General features: G+C 58.1%; 19 protein-coding genes. 7 read left to right on the top strand and 12 right to left on the bottom strand.

The genetic code is table 11. From position 1 onward, the window contains the following. Positions 1–49: 49 nt before the first annotated feature. The 4 genes from tcuB to AB4Z48_RS30070 all read right to left on the bottom strand — a co-directional run bounded on the left by tcuB (position 50) and on the right by AB4Z48_RS30070 (position 4,265). Positions 50–1,249, bottom strand: coding sequence for a tricarballylate utilization 4Fe-4S protein TcuB (gene tcuB / locus AB4Z48_RS30055; protein WP_441620758.1), 1,200 nt, complete (start codon positions 1,247–1,249; stop codon positions 50–52). Then, a complete protein-coding gene (gene tcuA / locus AB4Z48_RS30060; RefSeq protein WP_441620760.1) occupies positions 1,242–2,645 on the bottom strand; it encodes an FAD-dependent tricarballylate dehydrogenase TcuA in 1,404 nt (467 codons plus the stop codon). Before tcuA ends, tcuB begins: the two co-directional genes overlap by 8 nt. 72 nt (positions 2,646–2,717) lie before the next feature. Continuing rightward, positions 2,718–3,725 (bottom strand): LysR family transcriptional regulator, encoded by a 1,008-nt coding sequence (locus tag AB4Z48_RS30065; RefSeq protein WP_441620762.1) that lies wholly within the window; start codon positions 3,723–3,725, stop codon positions 2,718–2,720. 324 nt (positions 3,726–4,049) lie between these two features. Beyond that, positions 4,050–4,265, bottom strand: a complete 216-nt coding sequence (locus AB4Z48_RS30070) for a rubredoxin (protein ID WP_441620764.1) — start codon at positions 4,263–4,265, stop codon at positions 4,050–4,052. Positions 4,266–4,476: 211 nt separating this feature from the next. Between AB4Z48_RS30070 and AB4Z48_RS30075 the strand changes: the two genes are divergently transcribed. The 5 genes from AB4Z48_RS30075 (at position 4,477) to AB4Z48_RS30095 (ending at position 9,314) form a co-directional block, all read left to right on the top strand. Beyond that, a complete protein-coding gene (locus AB4Z48_RS30075; protein ID WP_441620766.1) occupies positions 4,477–5,646 on the top strand; it encodes a thiolase domain-containing protein in 1,170 nt (389 codons plus the stop codon). 4 nt (positions 5,647–5,650) lie between these two features. Next, a complete protein-coding gene (locus tag AB4Z48_RS30080; protein WP_441620768.1) occupies positions 5,651–6,058 on the top strand; it encodes a Zn-ribbon domain-containing OB-fold protein in 408 nt (135 codons plus the stop codon). Positions 6,059–6,094: 36 nt separating this feature from the next. Further along, positions 6,095–7,264 (top strand): lactonase family protein, encoded by a 1,170-nt coding sequence (locus AB4Z48_RS30085; protein ID WP_441620770.1) that lies wholly within the window; start codon positions 6,095–6,097, stop codon positions 7,262–7,264. A gap of 110 nt (positions 7,265–7,374) precedes the next feature. Continuing rightward, positions 7,375–8,508: a CapA family protein gene (locus AB4Z48_RS30090; RefSeq protein ID WP_441620772.1), complete on the top strand. Its 1,134-nt coding sequence runs from the start codon at positions 7,375–7,377 to the stop codon at positions 8,506–8,508. Between the two features lie 29 nt (positions 8,509–8,537). Beyond that, positions 8,538–9,314: an SDR family oxidoreductase gene (locus AB4Z48_RS30095; protein WP_441620774.1), complete on the top strand. Its 777-nt coding sequence runs from the start codon at positions 8,538–8,540 to the stop codon at positions 9,312–9,314. Positions 9,315–9,350: 36 nt separating this feature from the next. Here the strand turns inward: AB4Z48_RS30095 and AB4Z48_RS30100 are convergent, their stop codons facing one another. The 8 genes from AB4Z48_RS30100 to AB4Z48_RS30135 all read right to left on the bottom strand — a co-directional run bounded on the left by AB4Z48_RS30100 (position 9,351) and on the right by AB4Z48_RS30135 (position 19,131). After that, positions 9,351–10,085: an IclR family transcriptional regulator gene (locus tag AB4Z48_RS30100; protein WP_441620776.1), complete on the bottom strand. Its 735-nt coding sequence runs from the start codon at positions 10,083–10,085 to the stop codon at positions 9,351–9,353. A gap of 83 nt (positions 10,086–10,168) precedes the next feature. Continuing rightward, positions 10,169–11,233 (bottom strand): amidohydrolase family protein, encoded by a 1,065-nt coding sequence (locus tag AB4Z48_RS30105; RefSeq protein WP_441620778.1) that lies wholly within the window; start codon positions 11,231–11,233, stop codon positions 10,169–10,171. A gap of 66 nt (positions 11,234–11,299) precedes the next feature. After that, positions 11,300–13,177, bottom strand: coding sequence for an NAD-binding protein (locus AB4Z48_RS30110; RefSeq protein ID WP_441620780.1), 1,878 nt, complete (start codon positions 13,175–13,177; stop codon positions 11,300–11,302). A 51-nt stretch (positions 13,178–13,228) separates the two neighbouring features. Beyond that, on the bottom strand, positions 13,229–14,209 hold the full coding sequence (locus tag AB4Z48_RS30115; RefSeq protein WP_441620781.1) for a Bug family tripartite tricarboxylate transporter substrate binding protein: 981 nt from the start codon (positions 14,207–14,209) through the stop codon (positions 13,229–13,231). A 113-nt stretch (positions 14,210–14,322) separates the two neighbouring features. Next, entirely contained in the window at positions 14,323–15,111 is a 789-nt protein-coding gene (locus tag AB4Z48_RS30120; RefSeq protein ID WP_441620783.1) for an enoyl-CoA hydratase/isomerase family protein, read from the bottom strand. A 48-nt stretch (positions 15,112–15,159) separates the two neighbouring features. Then, entirely contained in the window at positions 15,160–15,885 is a 726-nt protein-coding gene (locus AB4Z48_RS30125; RefSeq protein WP_441620785.1) for an enoyl-CoA hydratase/isomerase family protein, read from the bottom strand. Between the two features lie 34 nt (positions 15,886–15,919). Further along, entirely contained in the window at positions 15,920–16,963 is a 1,044-nt protein-coding gene (locus AB4Z48_RS30130; protein ID WP_441620787.1) for a CDP-6-deoxy-delta-3,4-glucoseen reductase, read from the bottom strand. A gap of 41 nt (positions 16,964–17,004) precedes the next feature. Then, positions 17,005–19,131 (bottom strand): acetate--CoA ligase family protein, encoded by a 2,127-nt coding sequence (locus AB4Z48_RS30135; RefSeq protein WP_441620789.1) that lies wholly within the window; start codon positions 19,129–19,131, stop codon positions 17,005–17,007. 323 nt (positions 19,132–19,454) lie between these two features. Here AB4Z48_RS30135 and AB4Z48_RS30140 point away from each other — a divergent pair, with 323 nt between their 5' ends. Continuing rightward, positions 19,455–20,207 carry a hypothetical protein gene (locus AB4Z48_RS30140; protein WP_441620791.1) on the top strand — a complete coding sequence of 251 codons (753 nt, stop codon included), beginning with the start codon at positions 19,455–19,457 and terminating at the stop codon, positions 20,205–20,207. Between the two features lie 68 nt (positions 20,208–20,275). After that, complete coding sequence (locus AB4Z48_RS30145; protein WP_441620793.1) at positions 20,276–22,405, top strand: 3-hydroxyacyl-CoA dehydrogenase NAD-binding domain-containing protein; 2,130 nt, start codon at positions 20,276–20,278, stop codon at positions 22,403–22,405. The last annotated feature ends 182 nt before the right edge of the window (positions 22,406–22,587 follow it).

Consider the following 22,587-nt stretch of genomic DNA (forward strand, 5'->3'; position numbering starts at 1 on the left):
CCCACATTTGGGACATGCGGAACCGCCGTGTCGCAGAGATCAACGTGCACTATTCACTGCCCAACTTGAGGCTGTTCGCCTGACGCTTCTCCAGCGCTGACTTCAGCAGAGCCGCAGAGCGGAAGATTCCGTGCGCGAACTTTCCGTACGGGAGTGTCGCGAAGAGCGCCATGACAATGCCGAGATGGATGGCGAGCAGGCTAGGCATAGCCCCGGACTCCCTGAATGCAAGCAGTGCCAAGCCCGATGCGCTCGTGAGCAACAGGAGCACAATGAACCCGATGTCCATTGGCCGTTGTCGCAGATCTGAACGATTCGGGTCACGATGCAGATTCAACCAGAGGAGGCCGAAGGGCCCGACTATCAGTCCCACGCCACCCGCGGTGCCAAGGAGAACCGGGGCGCTTAGCAGCGGGTACGGCGCATGCATTTCGAACGCGTAGTGGTACAACGTTGCGACAGATGTGGCAGCAAAGCAAAGTAAGAATCCATAGAACGTGAGGTGGTGGAAGCGTCGTCTCCACAACGTGAACTTATCGTCTGCCTCATTGCAGCCTGCCCCATGACCGCCATCCAGATACTTCAGCGTCAGCACGTTTGAGGTGGCCTCGGCAATAGCTCCGGCACCAAGGCCATTGACCGATAGCGCACGCCAGAATCGTGATACCCCGATTGCCAATGCGAGCAAGGAAAATCCAAAAACAGCACCGAAAAGCGCGGCCAGGAGGTTGTGCGGGAAGATCGCGTAGAAGTTCGCTGCCAGACCATCCTGAACCAGGGATCCTTCGGTTACCACCATCGCCAGGATCAGAAACAGCGCCAACCCAGTGGACAAGGCAACAGCAACAGTTGTCCCGTTGTTGCGATACAGACGGCCGAACGTGGCCGGCCACGCGTACTCGGTGTAGGTCTGCAGGCGTACGCGCGCCATCGCCTGGGGCACGTTGACCCGGAAGTCATGAGGAGGGGCATACTGGCAGGCGTGATAGCAGGCACCGCAGTTGTGACATAGGTTCGCCAGATAGTTGACGTCCGCCTTGTGAAACTCAAGACGTCGCGTCATTGCCGGAAATACTGCGCAGAAGCCTTCGCAGTACCTGCACGCATTGCAGATCTGCATCTGGCGAGAGACCTCGGCTTCGTCGTCTGTAAGCGGCAACACCGCGATCTGACGCAGTTTCGCGGACGCAGAGGTCGATTGGTCAGCTAGCGACTCTGCCTCCTTTACCAAAAGTTCCAAGTCATGCATAGCTTTCTGTCCGCTTGATAGTGGCAACCCGCGCTGCCTGAGTTCCTGCGATCCGTCCAAATGCCGTTCCGATCGACATACCGACACCGGCCGTATAGCCTTGCCCCAGAACATTGCCAGCCATCATCTCGCCCGCCACAAAGAGGTTGTCGCTCGGACTGCCATCAAAGTGGACTTGCGCCAAGTCGTTTACCTTGAGTCCCAGATAGGTGAATGTGATACCAGGTCGTAGCGCGTAGCCGAAATACGGCGGCCTATCGATAGGCAGCGCCCAGTGGGTCTTCGGCGGGTTCACACCCTCTGTCTGGCAATCGTCGAGGGCTGTATGGTCGAACGTCCCCACTCGACAGCCTGCGTTGTATCGCTCCACGGTCTGAACAAACGCATCGACCGGTACGCCGAGCTTCTTGGCCAACTCATCAAGCGTGTCCGCCTTGTGCCCGGGGAACACCGGTGGCATAAAGCGTCCCACGGCCTTGCTGTCGATAATCGAATAGCCGATCTGATCTGGCTGCTGAGCGACGAGCCGACCCCAGATAGCGTATCTTTTTGGCCAGAAGTCCTCTCCTTCATCGTAGAACCGCTGCGCGTTCTGGTTCACGACGACACCCAGTGACACACAATCAATGCGTGTGCAGATTCCACCGTCATATAGAGGTGCCCTGGCATCAATGGCCACGCAATGTGACTGCGAGGGGTCACCGATAGAGTCCGCACCGGCTTCGATCATGTGCTTCAGTAGGACGCCCTGGTTGAAGCGCGTCCCGCGGATGAGAAAATTGTCCGCCGGCCACTCACCTCTTTCGTTCTGTCCCCAGGCGTCGCGTAACCATTCGCGATTAGATTCGAATCCGCCTGCCGCAAGGACACAAGCCCTTGCCGTGAAGCGTTCGCTCTCGCCTACAGCGGCAACGAAGCGCGTGCCATCCAGCTCGATCCCATGTATTGGCGTGTTGTAGCGGATCTCTACGCCCAGAGCTTCCGCGCTGCGATAGTAGGCATTGACGAGGGCCTTTCCGCCCCCCATGAAGAAGGCATTCGTGCGTGCAACGTGAAGAGCCCCCGATAGCGGCGGCTGGAAGCGGACGCCGTGCTTTTGCATCCATGGCCGGCAGGTCGATGAAGCTCGAATCACCAGACGAGCGAGCTTTTCATCGGTCTTGCCACCTGTCACCTTGAGCAAATCCTGCCAATACTCGTCTTCCGGGTAGGCGTCTACCAGGACATCCTGCGGCGCATCGTGCATGCACCGCAGATTTCGGGTGTGCTGCGAGTTGCCGCCGCGCCATTCCCGCGGTGATGCTTCGAGCAACAGGACGGATGCGCCTGCTTCCCGCGCCATCAGCGCCGCGCACAACGCGGCATTGCCTCCGCCTATGATCAGTACGTCAACCATCTGTGTCTCCTTAAGGCTCCGACTATATGAGTTAGGTCGGATCCCCGCCATCCTCTCTTCGCAAACAGTTCTTCATGGAACATGAAGACTCTGCCCGGACGTGGCCTGATTGATGGCACTGCAGGAAGACGCTGCATCCCTTGTCCCGGATTGCCGGCTATCGGCGAGTGTCGCACCCGGCCATCGCCCTTCCGAAACAGTGCTTCGGATGACGTCCGCCAGGACTATTCGCGTTGCCAGCGCCGCGGGCGATAGCTCATCTTCACTGAGACTGATGAGAATGTTCTCTCGTTGAGCGCCTTCATCGCCGAGTTGCACACTGCTCAACTCCGCATGGGAGCCCGGTGCCAGCAAGGAACCAGGCTGGATTGTTACCCCCATTCCGGCTTTAACCGCGCGCATTAGCAAACTGAGTCCGTCAACTTCCGCCACCACATTTGGCTCTACTCGAGCGTGTTCGAAACATCGGGTAAGCAGCGATCGCAAGCCGTGAGAACCACTTGGAAGAATCAGCGGAAGGGCGGCGGCTCGATTGATGGTGGCGTTCTCGCCCAAGGGAATACCGAGCAAGTCTGGCAATCCAATCAAGAACAGTCTCTCGTTGAGAAGCCGCACTCTGCACCAGCGCTGTGACGGTTCCTCGCGAAAGAGCACCGCCAAGTCGATCTGCCTGGCGCTGAGCATATTCGACAAATAGCCGGAAAGACTTTCGACAATTCTGACCTTCACGTCGGGATAGCGGCTGCGCATCGCCTGCATGAAGCGTACGCCGACAATTCCGGCAGTACTATGAGCAAGTCCTACGCTCACGTATCCGGTAAGCCGAGCGTGCCGGGCAGCAGTTGCGGCGGCATCAGCGTGTCGCAGTGCAAGTTGGGCCTGGCGCCAGAAAGCGAGGCCGGCATCGGTCGGAACAACACCTGTCGACGTTCTCTGCAACAAGCGTGTGCAAAGTTCACCCTCCAGACGGCTGATTTGCTGGCTCAACGCCGATGTCACGAGGCCAAGGTCGAGCGCCGCCTTCCCCATGCTTCGATGCTCGATCACACTGACGAAATAGCGCAGTTGTCTAAGTTCCATCTGTGCTCGCTTAAACGAGTGCTTCTGAAGCGATGAGAGCTGCTTGCAGGCGACCGGGAGACGGGGGAAAGACCCGCCACGAACCGTCTTCATGTCGGAAGAACCAAATCGAATGCAGTTCTGACGCACGCTCAAACTGAACTTCAACGCACCCTGTTCCCTGGATCGGATGGCGTCCCCGAATAACGCGCGTCGCGACGCGGTTGCCATTGCCAATCCATTTCTCGAACAGGGATCTCAACGAGGTCGGCGCATCTCTCATGGTCTCGCTCCAATGGCCAGGAATGCGCACACCGTTGACTGCGCATCGCCGTGGCTGTGTTCCTAGATTTCTACCATTTCGAAGTCGCTTTTGCCGACTGCGCATTCAGGGCAACGCCAATCATCAGGAATGTCTTCCCAGCGTGTGCCAGCAAGGATGCCCTCGTCCGGCATACCCACAGATTCGTCGTACATAAATCCGCACAAGGCGCATTGCCACACCTTGAACTCCACTCCAGCGCCTACCAATTCAGCCGGACCTGCTTGAACGTCTTCCACAACTACTCTCCTTGGCTTCGATATCCGGGTTGATGCCAGCGGCAATCCGGCCACTGCTCCCAGAAAAACACATGGTGCTGCGATGTGCACCCGAACGGATACTCCCAGCACAACCACAGTTCCGATGCTATCATGTGTTCTAGTGGCTAGCATAGATTCCACTGATCGGAACCGCAAGACGAATTTTCAGGATGTGTTGAGGAGGACAAAAATGAGTGTCAGAGGCAAGGCTTGTATCGTCGGCGCATACGAGCACCCCTTGCGCAAAGCGCCCTTGCATTCCGTGGCGCAGCTGCACGCAGAGGTGGCGAAAGGAGCGATCGAGGACGCGGGGCTGACGCGTGAGGACGTAGACGGCTACTTCTGCGCTGGGGATGCCCCAGGGGCAAATGTTTGGTCGATGGCCAACTATCTGAACCTGAACAGGCTCCGCCACGTCGACTCGACCGACATGGGCGGATGCTCCTATCTGGCTCATGTGGCACATGCGGCGGAAGCCATCGCTGCCGGCAAATGCAATGTGGCGCTGATCACGCTTGCGGGTCGGCCGAACTCGGAGGGAATTTCTGGAACTCAGGTGCGGGTGCGCGGCACAAATATGCCTGAAGCTCCATTTGAAATGCCCTACAACCCAGTCACCTTGAACCTGTACGCCATGTGTGCAATGCTGCATATGCACAAGTACGGCACGACGAGCGAGCAACTTGCCTGGGTTAAAGTTGCGGCCTCTCATCACGCCCAGCACAACGCGAATGCGATGCTGCGAAACGTGGTAACGGTTGACGAAGTTCTTGCTTCCCCGCTCATTGCAGATCCACTGCATCGCCTCGATTCGTGCGTCGTCAGTGATGGCGGTGGCGCCATCATCGTGGCACGCCCGGAGATTGCCAGGACACTCAAAAGGCCGGTCGTCAGGGTTATCGGCAGCGCAGAAACCACCAAGCACCAAATGGGGGGGGACATCGATCTCACGTACACCGGCGCGGCATGGACTGGCCCCCGGGCGTTTGAGGAAGCTGGCGTCCGCCCCTCCGATATTCAGTACGCGTCAATCTATGACAGCTTCACCATCACTGTCGTACTACAGCTCGAAGATCTTGGATTCTGCGAGAAAGGCACCGGTGGACGGTTCGTTGCAGACGGGAACTTGATTGCAGGCGCCGGGAAGTTGCCTTTCAACACCGACGGCGGCGGTCTCTGCAACAACCACCCCGCAAACCGCGGTGGTATTACAAAGATCATCGAAGCCGTGCGTCAGCTTCGCGGTGAAGCACATCCGAGCGTGCAAGTCCCGAATTGCAAGCTTGCGCTGGCTACGGGCATCGGCGGCGCCATCGGTCACAGGCATGGCGCTGCCACAGTCATCCTGGAACGGGAGTAAAGAAATGTCGACCATCCCTGCAGATCGCAAAATCTCGGATCCAGCCCTGAACCCTGGGGATGAACCGTACTTCGAAGCCGCAGCCAAGGGCGAACTTCTCGTTAAGGCGTGCGACAGTTGCGGCAGAGTTCACCACTATCCGCGTGCCATTTGTCCGTTTTGCTGGAGCGCCGACGTCAGGTGGTCGCAGTCGACTGGCAAAGGCCATATCTACACGTATAGCGTTACTCGTCGCGGAGCCGGCGCGCCATATTGCATCGCCTATGTGACTCTGGACGATGGGCCCACCCTGATGACGAACATTGTCGATACAGACTTGGACACGGTGAAGATTGGGCAACGAGTCAGCGTCGTCTTCAAGCTTTCAGAGTCCGGCATCTCCGTACCGATGTTTGCTCCGGCGCCTCGATAAGCCAGCTGGTTTCCCAACATCGCGACAGGAGTAACCATGAGAGAAGCCGTTGTTCTTTATAGCGCAGTAGACGACATCATTACACGGTACCGCGTGAACGTGGATGCGGGGACGTTAGACAAGCAAGAATCGATTCAGGCCATGTCCCGCGTGCAATACGCCTGGCGTCACCCTTCGTTGAATGTTCTCTACGTGACGACAAGTAGCAGCGGACCTCATATCAAGTCCGACTACAGCCATGTCGCCGCTTACCGCATGAAAGAAGATGGCCGGCTGACACCGCTCGGTTCGCCAAGAATCCTGCCGGACCGCGCCGTTCACATGTGCGTGGACCCGAAGGGAAAATATATTCTATGCGCGCACAATTTTCCGGAAACGGGGGTCACGGTCGACTGCATCGAAGCCGACGGCTCGATCGGCGCCAGGATCGGGCAAGCCACCTCTGCCAACTTCGGCATCTATCCACACCAGGTCATGGCGTTTCCCTCCGGCGAGGCCGCCCTCTTGATCGACCGCGGAAACAACAGCACGAAGGATCGTCCGGAGGAGCCCGGGGCCCTCAGGAGCTTTACCCTTGATGACGGCCAGCTTACTGCCCATGAGGTAGTGGCCCCCAACCGCGGATTCGGATTTGGCCCGCGGCATATCGACTTTCATCCTTCCGGCAAATGGCTTTACGCGTCTGACGAACGCACAAATTGTCTTCACACGTTTCGTATCGAAGACAACCTCATTGAACCGCGGCCGCTCAGCACCCTGCCAACGCTCCACGCCCCCCAGGAGATACACGCCCGACAGCTTGCAGGACCCATCCACGTGCACCCTAGCGGGCGTTGGGTCTATGTCGCGAACCGCGCCGATGGCAGCGTGGAGTGCGACGGCGTCCGCGTGTTCACTTCGGGCGAGAACAACATCGCTGCGTATCAGATTGATTCTGAGACGGGACTCCCCTCTCTTCTCCAGCACATCGACACGGAGTCGTTTCATGTTCGGACATTCTCTTGCGATCCGACCGGTCGACTGTTAGTTGCCGCGAGCGTGAAGCCTCTTGGGACAAGAGTCAACGGAGCGATCGAGATTGTTCCCGCCGCGCTCTCGGTATTCCGCATTCGAGACGAGGGGCAACTCGAGTTCCTCCGGAAGTACGACGTGAGCACAGAGGGAAGTCAGATGCAGTACTGGTCTGGACTGGTCTCACTGCAATAGCACGTATCTTTGAATGCTATGATTCATCTGCATTTTTTACAACCTGTTCCACGGAATGAAACTATCGGCCTTGCGAGCCGCACATCAGATCGGTGGAAGAGAAGAGCAATATGGAAGGAGACATTGTGTCCAATATTTCAACCATTTTGATTGCCGGAGACTGTGGCCCCACCCATGGAGCCGCGGAAGGCTACCCTATCGAAGGGTACACGGAGCTAGTGAAGCCAGTGCTTCAGGATGCCGACATGCGATTTGTGAATTGCATGCGTACTTACTCGAGCAAAGGCGTCAAATCCGATCATGCACCTCAGGTTTGCCAACCAGCGGAGATGGCCAGGATCTTTACCGATGGGCTGTTCGATGCCGTGACGATGGGCAACAATCACAGTTACGACGCGGGTCCTCAGGCATTGGTTGATACACGCGAGCTTCTGAACTCCCACGGCGTACAAGTGACCGGTGCGGGACGCAATCTGGCAGAAGCACGCGAGGCAGCGATCGTTGAGAAGAATGGCGTAAGGGTTGGATACCTTGGCTATACGTCCGTCGCAGCGGTAGGAAGCGATGCTGGTCCGGATAAGCCGGGGGTGGTCAATATTCGCATCCATACGACATACGACACCCGCGGCCCGCATCAACCAGTCAGAATTCGCACGAAGCCCGATGAAGGCGATCTAGCGCTGCTGCTCGACGACATCAGGGCGCTGCGCTCGCGAGTTGACATCGTCGTTCTCGCATTTCATTCTGGCGTCATTCGCTTGCCGCGCGTTGTTGCCGACTATCAGGTCGCTGTCGCCCATGCAGCAATCGACGCTGGTGCAGACTTGGTGGTGGGACACGCGCCACACCTTCCCAAGGCCATCGAGGTCTACCGAGGCAAGGCTATCTTCTATAGCCTGGGTGTTTTCGCCATGACGAAGTCGTTTGCGGCACCTTCGTGGACAAGCGAACCGGCCTGGGCTCACGGTGCCGTACGAAATCACACGGACCTCGACCCGGCGTACCCGCTCATGCCCTATGGTCGCGATTGCACGAAGGGGCTGCTGGCCAAGGCGAAAGTGTCCAAACATGGCATTCTGCAGGTGTCATTCTTGCCAATGACGTTTGACGATCGCTATCGCCCTCAAGTACTGCGTCGCGACGACAAGCGCTTCGACGAGATTGTTGGCTACATGGAGTGGGTGTCGGAAGATATGCCGCATCGTTTCACCGTGAGCGGTGACGAAGTCATTGTCACCGAGTAAGCATTGTTCCGAACGGATGCGAGTGAGATATGGACCTAGGAATCAAAAGCAAGACAGCCCTCGTAACCGCATCCAGCGGTGGCATGGGCCGGAACATTGCCCACGCTCTCGCGGCCGAGGGCGCGAATATCGCATTGTTCGCCCGCTCGGCGGATAAATTGGGCGAGGTGGCCAAGGAAATTGAGCGCACCTACGGCGTCCAGGCGGTACCCATTGTTGGAGACATGACGTCCACGGAAGACGTCGCACGTCTGGCGTCAACGCTTCAAAAGGAAATGGGAGGCACAGACATCGTCGTCCTGAACACTGCCCGGCCTCCGAACCCCATCCGCACAACCATTGACGAGAACGATCCGCTTCGCTGGCATGAGGCTTATGAGAACCAATTGCTAAGCGTCATTCAGGTAGTTTCGGCTGTACTGCCTGGAATGACTCAGCGTGGCTGGGGGCGCCTGGTTGCCGTAACGTCAGCTTCTGTGAAGCAGCCGATGCCCCATCACAGTCTGTCCACCGTGTTTCGCGCAGGTGTCACCGCCTACATGAAGCACCTGGCAAACGAGGTCGGGCAGCACGGTATCACTGTGAACTGTGTTGCGCCGGCGCTAATTGACACGTCGCATCGAAATGCAGTCTCGGCTTATAGCGCATCACAAACCGAGGCCCGCAAGCGACTGACACCACTTGGCAGGCTGGGGACGCAAGAGGAAATTTCTTCCGTTGTGACGTTCCTCGCGTCGGTGCAAGCGGGATTCATCAACGGCGCCACAGTTCCGGTCGAAGGCGGGATGGTAGGCTCGTTGTACTAGGTGGAAGGTCTGGCGCGTACCTATGCGCCAGACCTTTCAGGCGCGTCCGCCAAACTGGCGAGAAATGGTTGCCGCAGCGGAGATCACCAGCTTCGTGAACTCCTTCTCATGCATTTGCATCCGTACCGTCGGGGCACCGACGGAGATGCAATAGAGCACCTGATCGTTCACATCTTTAATCGGCGCCGATACAGCAGAAATACCAAGCAGCCTTTCGCCATGAGAGACAGAGAAGCCGTGTTCCCGGACGTCTTCCAACTCTGACAAAAGTTCTGCCTTCGTTTTCTTCAGTGCCCGCGCAGCCGAGGTAACAATTGGGTTGAGCTCCGACTTATCCATATAAGCCATTAAGACCCTGGATGCCGATCCCGCGAGCAAGGGAACCTGCTCCCCCGCCTGCACAACTGCACGCAAAGGCGACGCCCCCGTTGATACCGCGTCGATGCAGACGCGGTTCTGACCGTTCACCGTATGAATTGACACCGTCTCTTTCGTCTTTTCAGCAAGCTCAACCAAGACCGGGCGCGCGATTTCCCTTATCCCCAACGTGCTCTTAACCAAGCCAGCGAGTTGCGTGAAACGGAAAGAGAGGCAATATTCCTGGTCCTCGAGTCGTACCAGATAGCCGGCCTGTTCGAGGCTCTGTACGATGCGAAACGTCGTCGACTTGGGCAACTCTATGCGGTCGGCGATCTCCTGCAACGACAGGCTGCTCCGGTCGGCCGAGAAACTTTCAAAAACGGCGAGAATACGCTGCACCGAACGCATCATAAGGAAACTATCCCGTCAGAAACATGAATGCCGACATGGTACACCAGCGCACACCGGGCAAGTAGCGGCAGGCGCCACCCCCGCTAGCATGCGTGCTCGGGGTGTCCGCTTCCGAGTCCATACACGCGAAACGCGTTGTCGTGAAACAGGGCACGCTTCTCGGCGGCGGAACAACCCTGGACGATCCGCTTGAATGCGTTCCAGAGGGAGGTGTAGCTGCAGCTCTGTTTATCGACCGGGAAATTGCTCTCAAACATACAACGGCCCGGACTGAATGTCTCAATGCACTCGAGAACATAGGGCTTCCACGCGCCAGCCAGCTCCAATGACGTAGGTGGCGCGTGGCGCACATGAAAGTCCCACCCTGTATAGAGCATGCCCAATCCACCAACCTTTACCGTCACGTTGGGAAACTGGGCCAGGCGCTGAAGCTTCGCACGCCACTCCCGGAATACCGCCGTCCGGTCGAGATGAGGCGGCAAGCCAAGAATGCCGCCGCAGTGGTCGAGCACCACACTGACTTCCGAATGACGCTCCAGCAACATGACGAGATCATCCAGTTGATGATAGAAAAGCCAAGCATCAAACGCGAGTCCGTAGCGAGACAACTGTGCGAAACCATCTTGGAACCGCGCCTCTCGCATCACATGGCGCGGGGCAAAGCTGCGACCATACCCCGCAGCGCCGGCATCCCAGGTCGCGCCGTGTCGAATCCCCTTCAGCCTTCCCTTGCCCGCAACGGCCATGGCCTGAAGTACCTGCTCGACCTCGTCACCAAGCATGAGGTCGGCATGAGCGACAATGCCACTGCAAAACTTGGCTAGCTTCCCGCCAAGCATTTCACATTCCTCACCAATCCTGGTTGCAAACTCGACTTCACCAACAGGCTTCAGCGGCTCTGGGCCATCCTTACGGTAAGAGGACTTGTATTGAACGAAGACCGTTCCAACGATATTCGTTCCCGCTTCGATCTCTGCCAGGAGTTCATCGGCAAGAAACCGCCCGCGTTCGTCGTCAAACAGATGATGATGCGGATCGATAATTGGTAGCTCGGGCTCGATGGCTTCTTCACGAAGCGGCGAAACCCAAGCGGCGAGCTCATCGAGTGAGCGGGGCATATTCCCGCGGAATTCCGGTACGTAGGACATGAGATAGGGAGAACGGAGAGAGTTGCTGTTAGTCAGCACAAGGGAGCGAGTCTGCCACGACCCTGGTCAGCCTTGCGTCTGCTCAGTTTTGATTTCCGAGAGTCCTTGGCGCACTTCCACGCCAGCCCAGCCCTCGTAGTATCGAATCAGTTCACTCACATCGTCGCCATACGCCTGTTGAGCATTCGCAAGTCCGAAAAGCAGTCTGGTTGACTCAAACACCCACGGCGTCACGCCCAAGCTGGAAGCCTCGTCGCAGACAAAGCGGAGCATCCGATGCGCACCCTCGATCGACTTACCGTACGCGAACTTTCGGGTTGCAACCTGCTCGGGGATGATGGTCGCACTCGCCGTTGTCCGACCCGTTTCGATGCCGAGGATCTTTGCCATGGTGAGTGGCTCAAGCCCTGCTTTTGCGCCGGTCACGTAAGATTCGCAACCAACTGCAAGAAGCGTCGCTGACAAAGCCTCGTCAATAGCAACCATCAGCTGAGCGTCGCCTGCGCGGCTCGAAAAATGACAAATCTTTGAGGCGACCGCATCCAGCATGGGAGTTATATGGATAAGGGCAGACCCATCTCCGCCAACTACAGCCCTCCAACCCGCTTCCGCGGCTGAAGCCCAGGCGGGCACCATAGGTGCATCCAGGTAATAGTGCCCGGCGTTCGTCAACTGTGTGGCCAGTTCTACCGCCACTTCCCTTGGCACCATGCACGTATTTAGCACACACCACTTTTCGGAGCCGCCAACCAGCAATGACGAGAGTGTTCCCCCGACGTCATTTTCGTGAGCCACAACGACAACGCAGGAGCGCCTTTCAAGGCTCCGGTCTGATTCAGATGTGCCCGCTATTTCCAGAGGTCCGGCGCTTACGTCAAATCCCCATCCTGCTGCGTTCAACTTTGCCGTCCAAGTATCGAGATTCTCCGGGCAGCAAACCACGGCGACGCTCCCGAAGACCGCCTTCCGTTCCTCTGAACCTGCGGAACTCACCGGCGAAGTGCTTTCTGCCGCCCCTTTCACCGTAACGCCAGCCCAAGGCTCCAGATAGGTGATCAGCGCCGTACCGTCGCGTTCTGCACCGCCCTGGGAAACCGCGTACCGCCAAAGCTGCTGCACAGATCGCGATACCCAGGTTGGCACACCGAAGTTTCCGGCTTCCTCGACCGCGAGGGTGATGTCCTTGGCGGTGATAGCCATCCGCGCCCCGTAGTCGAAGGATCGCCCGAGGACTGCACGCCTGAACTTGTTTCGACTGGCGTTCGTGCTCGAAGCACCTGAATTGATGACATCAAGCATTGCTTCCGGATCCAGGCCCGCCTTGACCCCCAGCACGAATGCCTCGCAGGTTGCAGCCATGCCAGACGCCGAGACAAGGTTATTCAGAAGCTTCAGCGTTTGTGCCCTTCCGGTCTTCTCCCCCAGATACAGCAGAGTAGAGCCTGCCAGCGGTAGCATGGCGGCCTCCGCCAGCGAGAAGGCTTTTGCAGGGCCGGAACACATGATGCCGAGCTTGCCATTCCCAGCGGTAACAACGTTCCCCGTAATGGGTGCATCAAGAAGCGCAATTCCGGACTGTTCGAATCGCTGCGCGGCCTCCCGGGCAAACTCTGGGCCAGTCGTGGAGAGGTCGACCACTACGCGAACAGATTTACCGTGCACCACACCCCGATCGCCGAAGAAGACAGCTTCGAGTGCACGAAGCGATGGCAGGCAGGTGAAAATAAGCTGCACACGACTCGCGACCTCCGCAGCTCCATCGCACGGGAAAGCGCCAGCCTGAACTGCGGCGTCCAGCGCTTCCGTGTTCAGGTCATGCACGTAGACCGCGAATCCCTGGTCAAGCAGGCGAAGCACCATTGGCCCGCCCATGGCGCCCAGCCCAATGAAGCCTACGACCTTTGCAGGAGAACTTTGCAATTGCGACTGTGACGCTTCCATCATGGTTAGAACTAGTGTGTAGATGTTGTTCGCCTGGTGGCGGATTGCAGGCGCTCAGTCGGCCTTGGCACCAGACTGCTCGATGACCTTACCCCACTTCGAAACCTCGGCGGCCAGGAAGCGCTTGAACTCTTCCGGACTGGACCCCACCGGCTCGGTACCGGCGGTCTCTAACTGTTTCACAACTGCAGGCTGTTTGAGTGCCTTGACTGTTGCCTGATTTAACTTTGCGATGATGTCTGCAGGCGTCCCCGCAGGAGCCAGCAGGCCCTGCCAGTTGTTAACTTCAAAGCCAGGATAGCCCGACTCCGCAATCGTCGGCACATCCGGAAGTGAAGCGGACCGCCGCGGACCAGTTACCGCGATCACGCGCAGCTTCTTCGCAGCGGCGTTGGGCAGCGTCGCTGGTGGGGTCAACAACGCAACATCGACCGTGTGACCAAGAACTGCGGCAAGTGACGGAGCCGTTCCGTTATACGGCACGTGGACCGCATCCATGTGTGCCACCTTCTTGAACAACTCCATGCCAAGATGGGCACCCTGTCCGTTCCCGGCCGATGCATAGCTCATTGCACCGTTCTTGGACTTCGCATAGCCCACCAGCTCTGCCACCGATTTGACTGGCACTGCCGGGTTGACAGCCAGAAAGAAATAGTTCGCGGTTACCTGGGAGATGGGAGCGAAGTCTTTCAGCGCATCAAATCGGAGGTTGTGGTACAGATTCACATTGATGGCGTGACTCGAGTTTGCCATGAGCAACGTGTACCCGTCCGCGGGGGACCTTGCGACAAACTCGGCAGCAATGTTACCCCCAGCTCCAGGTCGGTTCTCCACTACGATAGGCTGGCCAAGGCTCTTTCCAACCTCCTGCGCCAAGATTCTCGCAATGAAGTCTGCGCCTCCGCCGGCGGCGACGCCTACAATCATGCGAATAGGCTTGTTGGGATAGTCAGGTTGCTGGGCCTGCGCCTGCGAAAGCGCACCGAATGCACAAGCCAAACCTGCGATGTAAATGAGGGCGGATCGTTTAGTCATGGCGTCTCCTCCAATCGGGTTTTGTCGGGGTATCGTTATTCGAGTCGCCGTTCAGATCAGATTGTCTGAGGGGTGCTCTTCCGTTTGGATTGGCTGGTTCCTTTGCGCAGTTCCTAGAAGCCTTCGAACTTGGGCTTCCGTTTCTCCTTGTACGCTTGGATTGCCTCCTTGTAATCCCGGGTCGACTGAATGACGGCCATGTGCGCAGACACGGATTCGAGACTCGTGCGGAAGTCCGTGCGGAGACCTTGGTACATCAGCTTCTTGATCTCCCTGAGTTGAATCGGCGGGCCATCGGCAAGCCTGCTTGCGAACGCAAGTGTCTCATCAAACAGCTTGTCGTCCGGAAACACGCGATTGACGATCCCAAGGCGGTGAGCCTCTTCGGCCGACACGAAGTCTCCAGTCCAAAGCAACTCTAGTGCCCTGGAAGGCCCAACCAGCCGCGGCAATAGATAACAACCCCCATTCCCCGGCAACAGCCCGACGCGGACGTATGCTTCGGCGAAGCGAGCCGATGCTCCCGCGAATCGCAGGTCGCACTGGAGCGATAAATCCATGCCAGCGCCAACGGCCGCTCCATTTATAGCCGCTATCAGGGGCTTCTCGAAGTCCTCAATGGCCAACGCGACCTGGTGCGTCACGTTCTGAAGTCGCTGCTTGCGCTCGAGCGGCGTGGGGTCTCCAGCCTCGGCAGAGCGGCGACCAAGGTCCCCGCCGGAACAGAACGCATCTCCAGCGCCTGTAATCACCACGCAACCAATGCCGGGATCATGGTCCGCATCGCGGAGAGCTTCGCGCAATAGTGCAAGCATCTCTTCGCTCAGCGCGTTCTTCTTCTCTGGCCGGTTGAGCCGCGCCACCAAGACGCGGTCAACGATTTCAATCTCAAGGTCTGCCACTTTCCGTCCTCACAATATGCGCATTGTCTTTTGCAGCTCGTTGGGCAATTACCGCGCTGCAGCCTGTCGATGCATGGCGTGCTCGGCACGTGCTTCGTCAATTGCTACCTTGATCTTCCGATTGAGCCATCGCTTGTTATTGGCGAAGGCCGCCCTATCACGCTCACCAAGCTTCCTGGCCTCCTTGAGGGCGCGCTCAACAAGCTCATTAGCGGAGGTCACCGTGTTGATCAGTCCTCGACTAATAGCCTCATTTGCAGACATGCGCCGTCCGCTCTGGATCATGTCTTTGGCCAGAGCCCGCCCGCCAATCGCTTCCAGCATGCTTGCCCCGGAAAAGGTGGCAATTCCAAGGTCAATCTCAGGAAGCGACAGCGCAGCGCTGTCCGCAGCGACACATGCATCGGCTAGCAGCGCAACCATTGCACCCGCTCCGCTGGCGATCCCGTTCAGGGCGCAAATCACTGGAATTCCTGTATCCAGAACAGTGTCCTGCAATGCGGCAAGAGCCAGCGACCGCCGCTCCTTCTGTTTCGCGATATCTCCATCCGGCGGCAGTTCGCGGACATCAACGCCCGCGCAGAAGACTTTCTCACCGCTGCCCGTGAGGACGATGGATTTCACTGACGCATCCTTGGCACTCTCCTGAATCGTCCCGGCAATCGCCTGCATCATCGCCACCGTCAAGGCATTCGCCTTCTGCGCCCTGTCGATGGTAATGACGAGTTGCTCGTCCTTGAGCTCGATGATGAGGTTTTCCTCTCGTGCTTCCATTGTGTCTCTCTCGTCCGTTTCTGGTATGCGCCCGTCAGGATCCCTTGACCCCACCAGGTACAAAGATGTCTGCGTAGAACTCGTCCGTCGGTAGCTGACAAGTCGCCGTGAAGTCATCACGGGCCGATTGCACGACTACCGGAGCCCCGCACGCATAGACTTGGTGCCCCGACAAATCAGGGAAGTCCTCCATGACAGCCTGGTGCACAAAACCGGTCCGCCCATTCCAGTTGTCCGCAGGTTGAGCGTCTGATACAACGGGAACGTATGTCAGCCCAAATTTCGTGACCCATTCCTGAGCGAGTTGCGCCAGATAGAGGTCTTGCGGGCGCCGTCCACCCCAATACAGCGTCATCTTCCGGCCGTGCTTCTTGCGCGCCTCGCTCTCGATCATCGCCTTGACGGGCGCGAAACCGGTTCCACTTGCTACGAAGATAATCGGCTTGACGCTCTTTTCCCGGATAAAGAACGCTCCCTGTGGGCCCTCGATACGTAGCAAGTCGTTGGTCTTCATGTTCTGAAAGACGAGCTTGCTGAACGGGCCGCCGTAGTTGCGAAGATGCAGTTCGATAACGCCATCGCCCGCATCAACGCTGGCGACCGACAAGCTACGGCGAATGCCGCCGGGTGCGACGATATTGATGTACTGGCCGGGCAGAAATTCCAGGGTCTTGTTTGCCGGCAAGCGCAGCCGAATCATCATGACGTCATCGGCCAATTTTTCCAGCTCGTGGACTCTGCATGGCAGTCGAACGAATGGAATGCCTTTGGTCTCTTCCAGTATCGTACATTCGACTGTCACCGGCGTCTTGGGCGTTGCCTGGCAAAGCAGCGCATATCCATCCCCTCGCTCCTTTTCGCTCAACGCAGATGCCGACGATTCTCCATGGTCTACTTCGCCAGCCACAATGCGTGCCTTGCACGAGCCACAGATTCCGTTTCTGCAACTGTGAGGAAGTGGATAGCCATTCCGCATAGCTGCCTGGAGTATCGGCTCCGTGGAACCCACGTCAAGGGTGGGTCCGTTCGGTACGAAGGTCACGGGGAGCGACTGTGTCTCCATCAGTACTTCAGTCATATTGTCTTATCCTCATGCCCCATCAAGAAACCGTTGGCCCGTCATTCGGAAACGGACGGCGTTACAGGGATAATCACAGCATCTGCAGCCACAACTCCCTCCGGAAGTACAAACAGCGGGTTGATATCAACTTCCGCTACGCGCTCGCGGTTGGACCACGCGAACTGCGACAGGGCAGCCAGGGCTTTTGCGGCCGCCTCGGTGTCCAAAGGCTTGCCACCGCGGGCACCAGCCAGGATTCGCCGGCACTTAAGACTGTTGATCATCTCGCGCCCCGTCTCCACGTCGAAGGGCGCAATTCGACACGCGGTATCGCCAAGCAACTCGGCGTAGATACCGCCCGCCCCTACGACCACGACCGGGCCGAATACCGGGTCATTGACAACGCCGGCAATCAACTCGAAGCCGCCCTGAATCATTTCGGTAACGAGCGCCCCGGTAATGCGAGCATTCGGTGCCTTCTGCTTTGCGTTTTCCAAGACGGAGGAGATCGCCGTCGCGAGTTCCTCACGCGTCCGAATGCCGATCTTTACGCCGCCCACCTCAGTCTTGTGGGCGATATCCGGGGACACTATCTTTACGACCAGAGGCGCTCGCATCTTTTCAAAGATGTCTGCTTCCTCGCTGCTGTGCACAATGACGTCATTGGAGACGGGAATTCCGGCCTGACGAAGGATTCGCTTGGCATCGGTCTCGGATAGAGATGCCAGATCCGCCTCGGCCACCGACGAAGTTGCCGCCCGCGCTCCAGGAGAAGTCTCAGGCTTATGTTGCTGTCGACGTTGCGCTGCGCGGTAGTTCGCCAACATCGCCATGGCATGTGCGGCACGGGATGGCGACGGGAAGACAGGGATCCGCGCGGACTCGAACACAGCGAACGCGTCACCGACCAGATCTCGGGGTGCAGACGAGAACACCAGCAATGGCTTACTCGTCGTTTGGACGACGCGTGCCATGACTTCCGCTGCTGCCTGGCAGCCCGCTTTCCCCGTCGTCGCAAGGTTGACGCATACCGCATCGACATTCGAATCGTCCAGAACGGCCTGCAGCACAGTTTCCAATTTGTCACGATTGGCCGGCGAGAAGTAGCCGGCGGTCAGATCGACGGGATTGTGGACAGCACCGATGCTTGAGATCACGGTTTGCAGACGGGATTGCGTCTCCTCCGTCAGTTCGCAGAGCATCACGCCATCGGGCTCACCGGCGTCCGCGAATACAATGGCGGACCCACCGGACACGCCGAGCACCGCAACGCCGGTACCCTCGGGGGTCTTGTTGCCTTCCAAGGCTTTGAGGAAGTCGACCGCCTGGTGAATTTCGCGGATCTCGATGATTCCGCTCTGGGCGAACAGGGCCTTATAGAAGTCGTAGCTTCCGGTCATGCTCGCTGTATGCGAGGCTGCAGCCTTGGCACCTTGCTCGGTAATGCCCGCCTTCCACAGGAGAATCGGCTTCCCCATCGACAGTGCGCGTCGGCCAACTTCGAGGAGGGCCCGTCCATCGCGAGTTCCTTCGATGTACGCAACAATGACACGGGTCTCCTCATCGTCGAGCAACGCGTCAATCAGCTGAACGGTATCGATGTCGCTCTCATTGCCAGTTGCAAGAACGTGCCTGAAGCCGATTCCGGCTGCAGCGCAACCTAGCGCGATGCTGTAGCCGAATCCGCCACTTTGTGTGACAAGCGATACGCCACCCTTCTTCAGCTTCGGCTCGCGAGTGATACTGCCGAACGCCGCATACACGCCGTCGTGGATGTTGGCAAAGCCAAGGCAGTTCGGTCCCAGGATGCGGATCCCGGCTTCTCGCGCAATCTTCAGCATCCGCTGTTCCAATGCGATCCCCTCGGGTCCGCTCTCGCGGAAGCCGCCACTGAGAATCACCACAAACTTGACTTGTTTCTTCGCACAAGTTTCAAGCACTGCCACGGCCGCCTGCGCTGGGACACCAATAACGACGAGATCGACATCCTCCTCGACATCGAGTACCGATGCGAAGCACTTGTGCCCGTCAAATACTTCGTACTTCGGGTTCACGGGATAGATCTTTCCGGCGTACCCATTCTTGACCAAGGCACGCACAACCTGCGAGCCAGGGCGGTTAGCGTCATCCGAAACGCCCACAACAGCGATCGACCGCGGCTCAAAAAGAAACTTGAATTTGCTCATACGGTAAGGGGAGAGGACTTCCCAAAGTGATGGTGGTGTAACCCGCGACGCCTGGGTCATCCCTGCAGGTTCTCGAGTGGGGACGCCGCATCGAAAGCAGTGGCGCCATGAAGCGAACTGTAGACCCGCCCTCGACCCACGTCAATATTTTCGGAATACGTTCCGATGTTCGGAACCTGTAGTGGCGGAAGCGGCTCGTCGCACTGTTCCACTAGTCGGAACCTGTGCTATTCGGTAAAACTCGTGCTAGGATGATTGCACGGTCTGCGATTTGCCGACCAGCGCAGAAGCGCGATCTGTCTTTTACCCATGGAGAGTTGCAGATGATCTACACCCGTAGCGGCAGCGACGCGCTTGCACAGCGCAGCGTTATCGTGTCCCCTGGTACCGGCAATAGGCATTGGGGCACGGTTTTCTTTGGTCCGCGCTCGTCGAACTCGGACGGCGTTGGCCCCCAGGCGACGATGTCTGAGCTTGACGCGAATGAAGCGATCGTTCCTCACTTTCACGGCGTTACGATGTTCCAACTCTTCGTCGCCGGATCGGGAACAATTGGTACTCGCGGGCAAACGATCGAGCCGTTGACGGTGCAGTTCAAGGATCATCACACTGCGTACGGCCCGATTACCGCCGGTCCTCACGGCTTGTCGTTCGTCGCCATGCGGATGTACACCGGAAACTCTGAGCCGGTATATCTGGACAAGCCGGGCTATCGCGATAAGTTGCAACCAAGCAAGCGTCGGCATCTGCATTCGGAACCCGTCCGTTTTTCCACTGCTCCCGTACTCAAGGCGCGTACGGAGGCTGCATGGGATACGCTGTTTGACGATGAGGATGACGGTATGCGAGCGCGTGTGGTTCGATTGGGCGCAGACATGCAGATCGAAGGCCCAGATCCAAAGCGCGCCGCCGGGTACTACCTCTTTGTTGCCAACGGCAGCCTCCGCCACGAATCGGAGGAGTTGCCTCTCTGGTCTATGGTCGTCGTCCAGCCTACTGAAGAGAAGTTCGCGATCCGGGCAGGTTCGGAAGGGCTGGAAGCACTTGTCCTCGAGTACCCGCGAGAGAACCGCTGATACCGGAACCTATCCTGAACCGGCGGCACAGAGAACGGTCCGGTGATGTACACAGTAGAGAGGCCTGAATGACACAGACAGAATTGGTGCACTATGGTGTGGAAGACGGAATCGCGGTGATTTCTGTCGACAACCCACCGGTCAATGCGCTCGCTCCCGGTATGCGAGAAGGAATGATCGCCTCGTTGGAGAGAGCGAATGGTGACGACAGTGTCGTAGCCATCGTACTTATCGGGGAAGGAAAGAACTTCATCGCCGGAGCGGACATTCGCCAGTTCGGTCAAGCTCGTTCGGTCTCAACCCGTACCAGCACGGCCGCCATTGATAGCAGTGCCAAGCCCGTCGTTGCAGCAATACAAGGTTATGCGCTGGGCGGCGGGCTCGAGCACGCCCTGGCTTGCCACTACCGCGTGGCCACAGCCGGTGCAAAGCTCGGCTTGCCCGAAGTCACATTGGGAGTCATCCCTGGTGGTGGTGGCACACAGCGGCTTCCACGCCTGGTGGGGCCGAAGAAGGCACTTCAAATGATTGTTGGCGGTCGCCCCATCAGCGCGGAAGAGGCTGAGCGAATCGGGGTCGTAGACACATTGGTACCACAAGGAGATCTGCGCCGGTCAGCAATAGACTTTGCGAAGGCGATCTCCGCCGAACGTCCCCTGCCCCGTCTCAGAGATCGAAACGTCGAGTTTAGGGAAGAGGACCTTGGAACCATTGTTGCCGATGCGAGAAACTCGGAAGGAAAGAAAGGTCGATTGCTGCCCGCCCCCAGCAAGGCGATTGAATGTGTCGAGGCCGCGGCGCGGCTCAGCTTTGATGAAGGAATGGCTGTTGAAGAGCAAGCCTTCGCAGAGCTTGAGAACTCCCCCGAAGCAAAGGCTTTGCGTTACGCATTCTTCGCCGAACGCGAGGCCAGAAAGGTGCCCGACGTAGTCACATCGAGCATGGCGCCGATTAGACGGGCTGCCATCATTGGCGCCGGCACCATGGGCGGTGGCATCGCGATGTGTTTTGCAGATGCAGGCATTCCCGTCAAAGTTCTTGAGACAAGCGCTGAGGCATTGGAACTTGGACTGAAGCGCATCACCGACACCTATGCCACAAAAGTTAGGAGAGGCAGTCTCACGCAGCCTGAGATGGATCGGCGCCTGGTCCTTATCGAAGGAGTCCAGGAGTACAACGCGATTTCCGACTGCGACGTCGGGATTGAGGCGGTCTTTGAACGTCTGGACGTCAAGCAAGACGTGTTCCGTCGCCTGGATGCTGCGCTCAAGCCTGGCGCGCTCTTGCTCACAAATTCGTCGGCAATCGATATTGACCTGATCGCCGATGCTACTTCTCGCCCGGGCGAGGTTGCCGGGGCACACTTCTTCGCTCCCGCTAACGTCATGAAGCTGTGCGAGGTCGTAAAGGGGCCGCGAACGGTCCCCGCGACTATCGCACGCACGATGGAAATGGGCCGCGCCATCGGCAAGGTTTGTGCTGTGGCTGGATCTTGCGATGGATTCGTCGCCAATCGAAGCCGCGCCCCCATGATGGCTGAGATGATGCTCATGCTTGAGGAGGGTGCGACTCCGGAGCAAATCGACAGCGTAATGGAGCAGTTCGGGTATCCGAAGGGTCCATTCGCCGTCAACGATATCTCCGGCCTTGATGTGAGTTACGAAGGCCGAAAGCGCCGCGCTGCAGCAGACCCTGAGTTCAGGAAGCTTCACGTGCCTGACCGCTTGGTCGAGATGGGCAGAAAGGGGCAGAAGACGGGAGCCGGCTGGTACCGGTATGAGAACGGCGACCGTACCCCGATCGTGGACGATGTAGTTAAGCAGGTTATTGCCGATATCGCGAAGGAGTTCGGAATCGTCCAGCGCCAGTTCTCCGATGAAGAGATCCTTCATCGTGTACTCTTCGCGTCGGTAAACGAAGCCTGCAAGATCCTTGAGGATGGCAAAGCCTACAGATCGAGCGACATCGACGTCATGTGGCTGTTTGGATTCGGGTTCCCACGGCACAGAGGTGGTCTGATGTTCTGGGCCGATACCATCGGTGCCCCTGTCATCTATCGGGAAGTCTCGAAGTGGCACGCGTTGTATGGGAAACGCTGGCGCCCCGCCAGGCTTCTCCAGGAAGTTGCAGAGACAGGCACTCGCTTCCGTGACGTGAAACCCTCGAATCCCGAGGCTACCGCGTCCCAGGCGGCCTGACCTGGATTTGGGAAGGCGCGGTCCTTCCCTGCCGCCTTCTCGTTTTCCGGTTTGCAGGCTCGCGGCACGTTCTACCTAGCGCCTCCAGAGGTTTCGCGCTCCTGCGCCGTATCTGCAGCCCGATAATTATTCAACCTAGTTACGGAATGTGGCACCAGGAAGGCGACGGTCCGCCCATCGGA

The sequence above is a fragment of the Cupriavidus sp. 2TAF22 genome, from assembly GCF_052115045.1.
In the GTDB taxonomy this organism is placed as follows: domain Bacteria; phylum Pseudomonadota; class Gammaproteobacteria; order Burkholderiales; family Burkholderiaceae; genus Cupriavidus.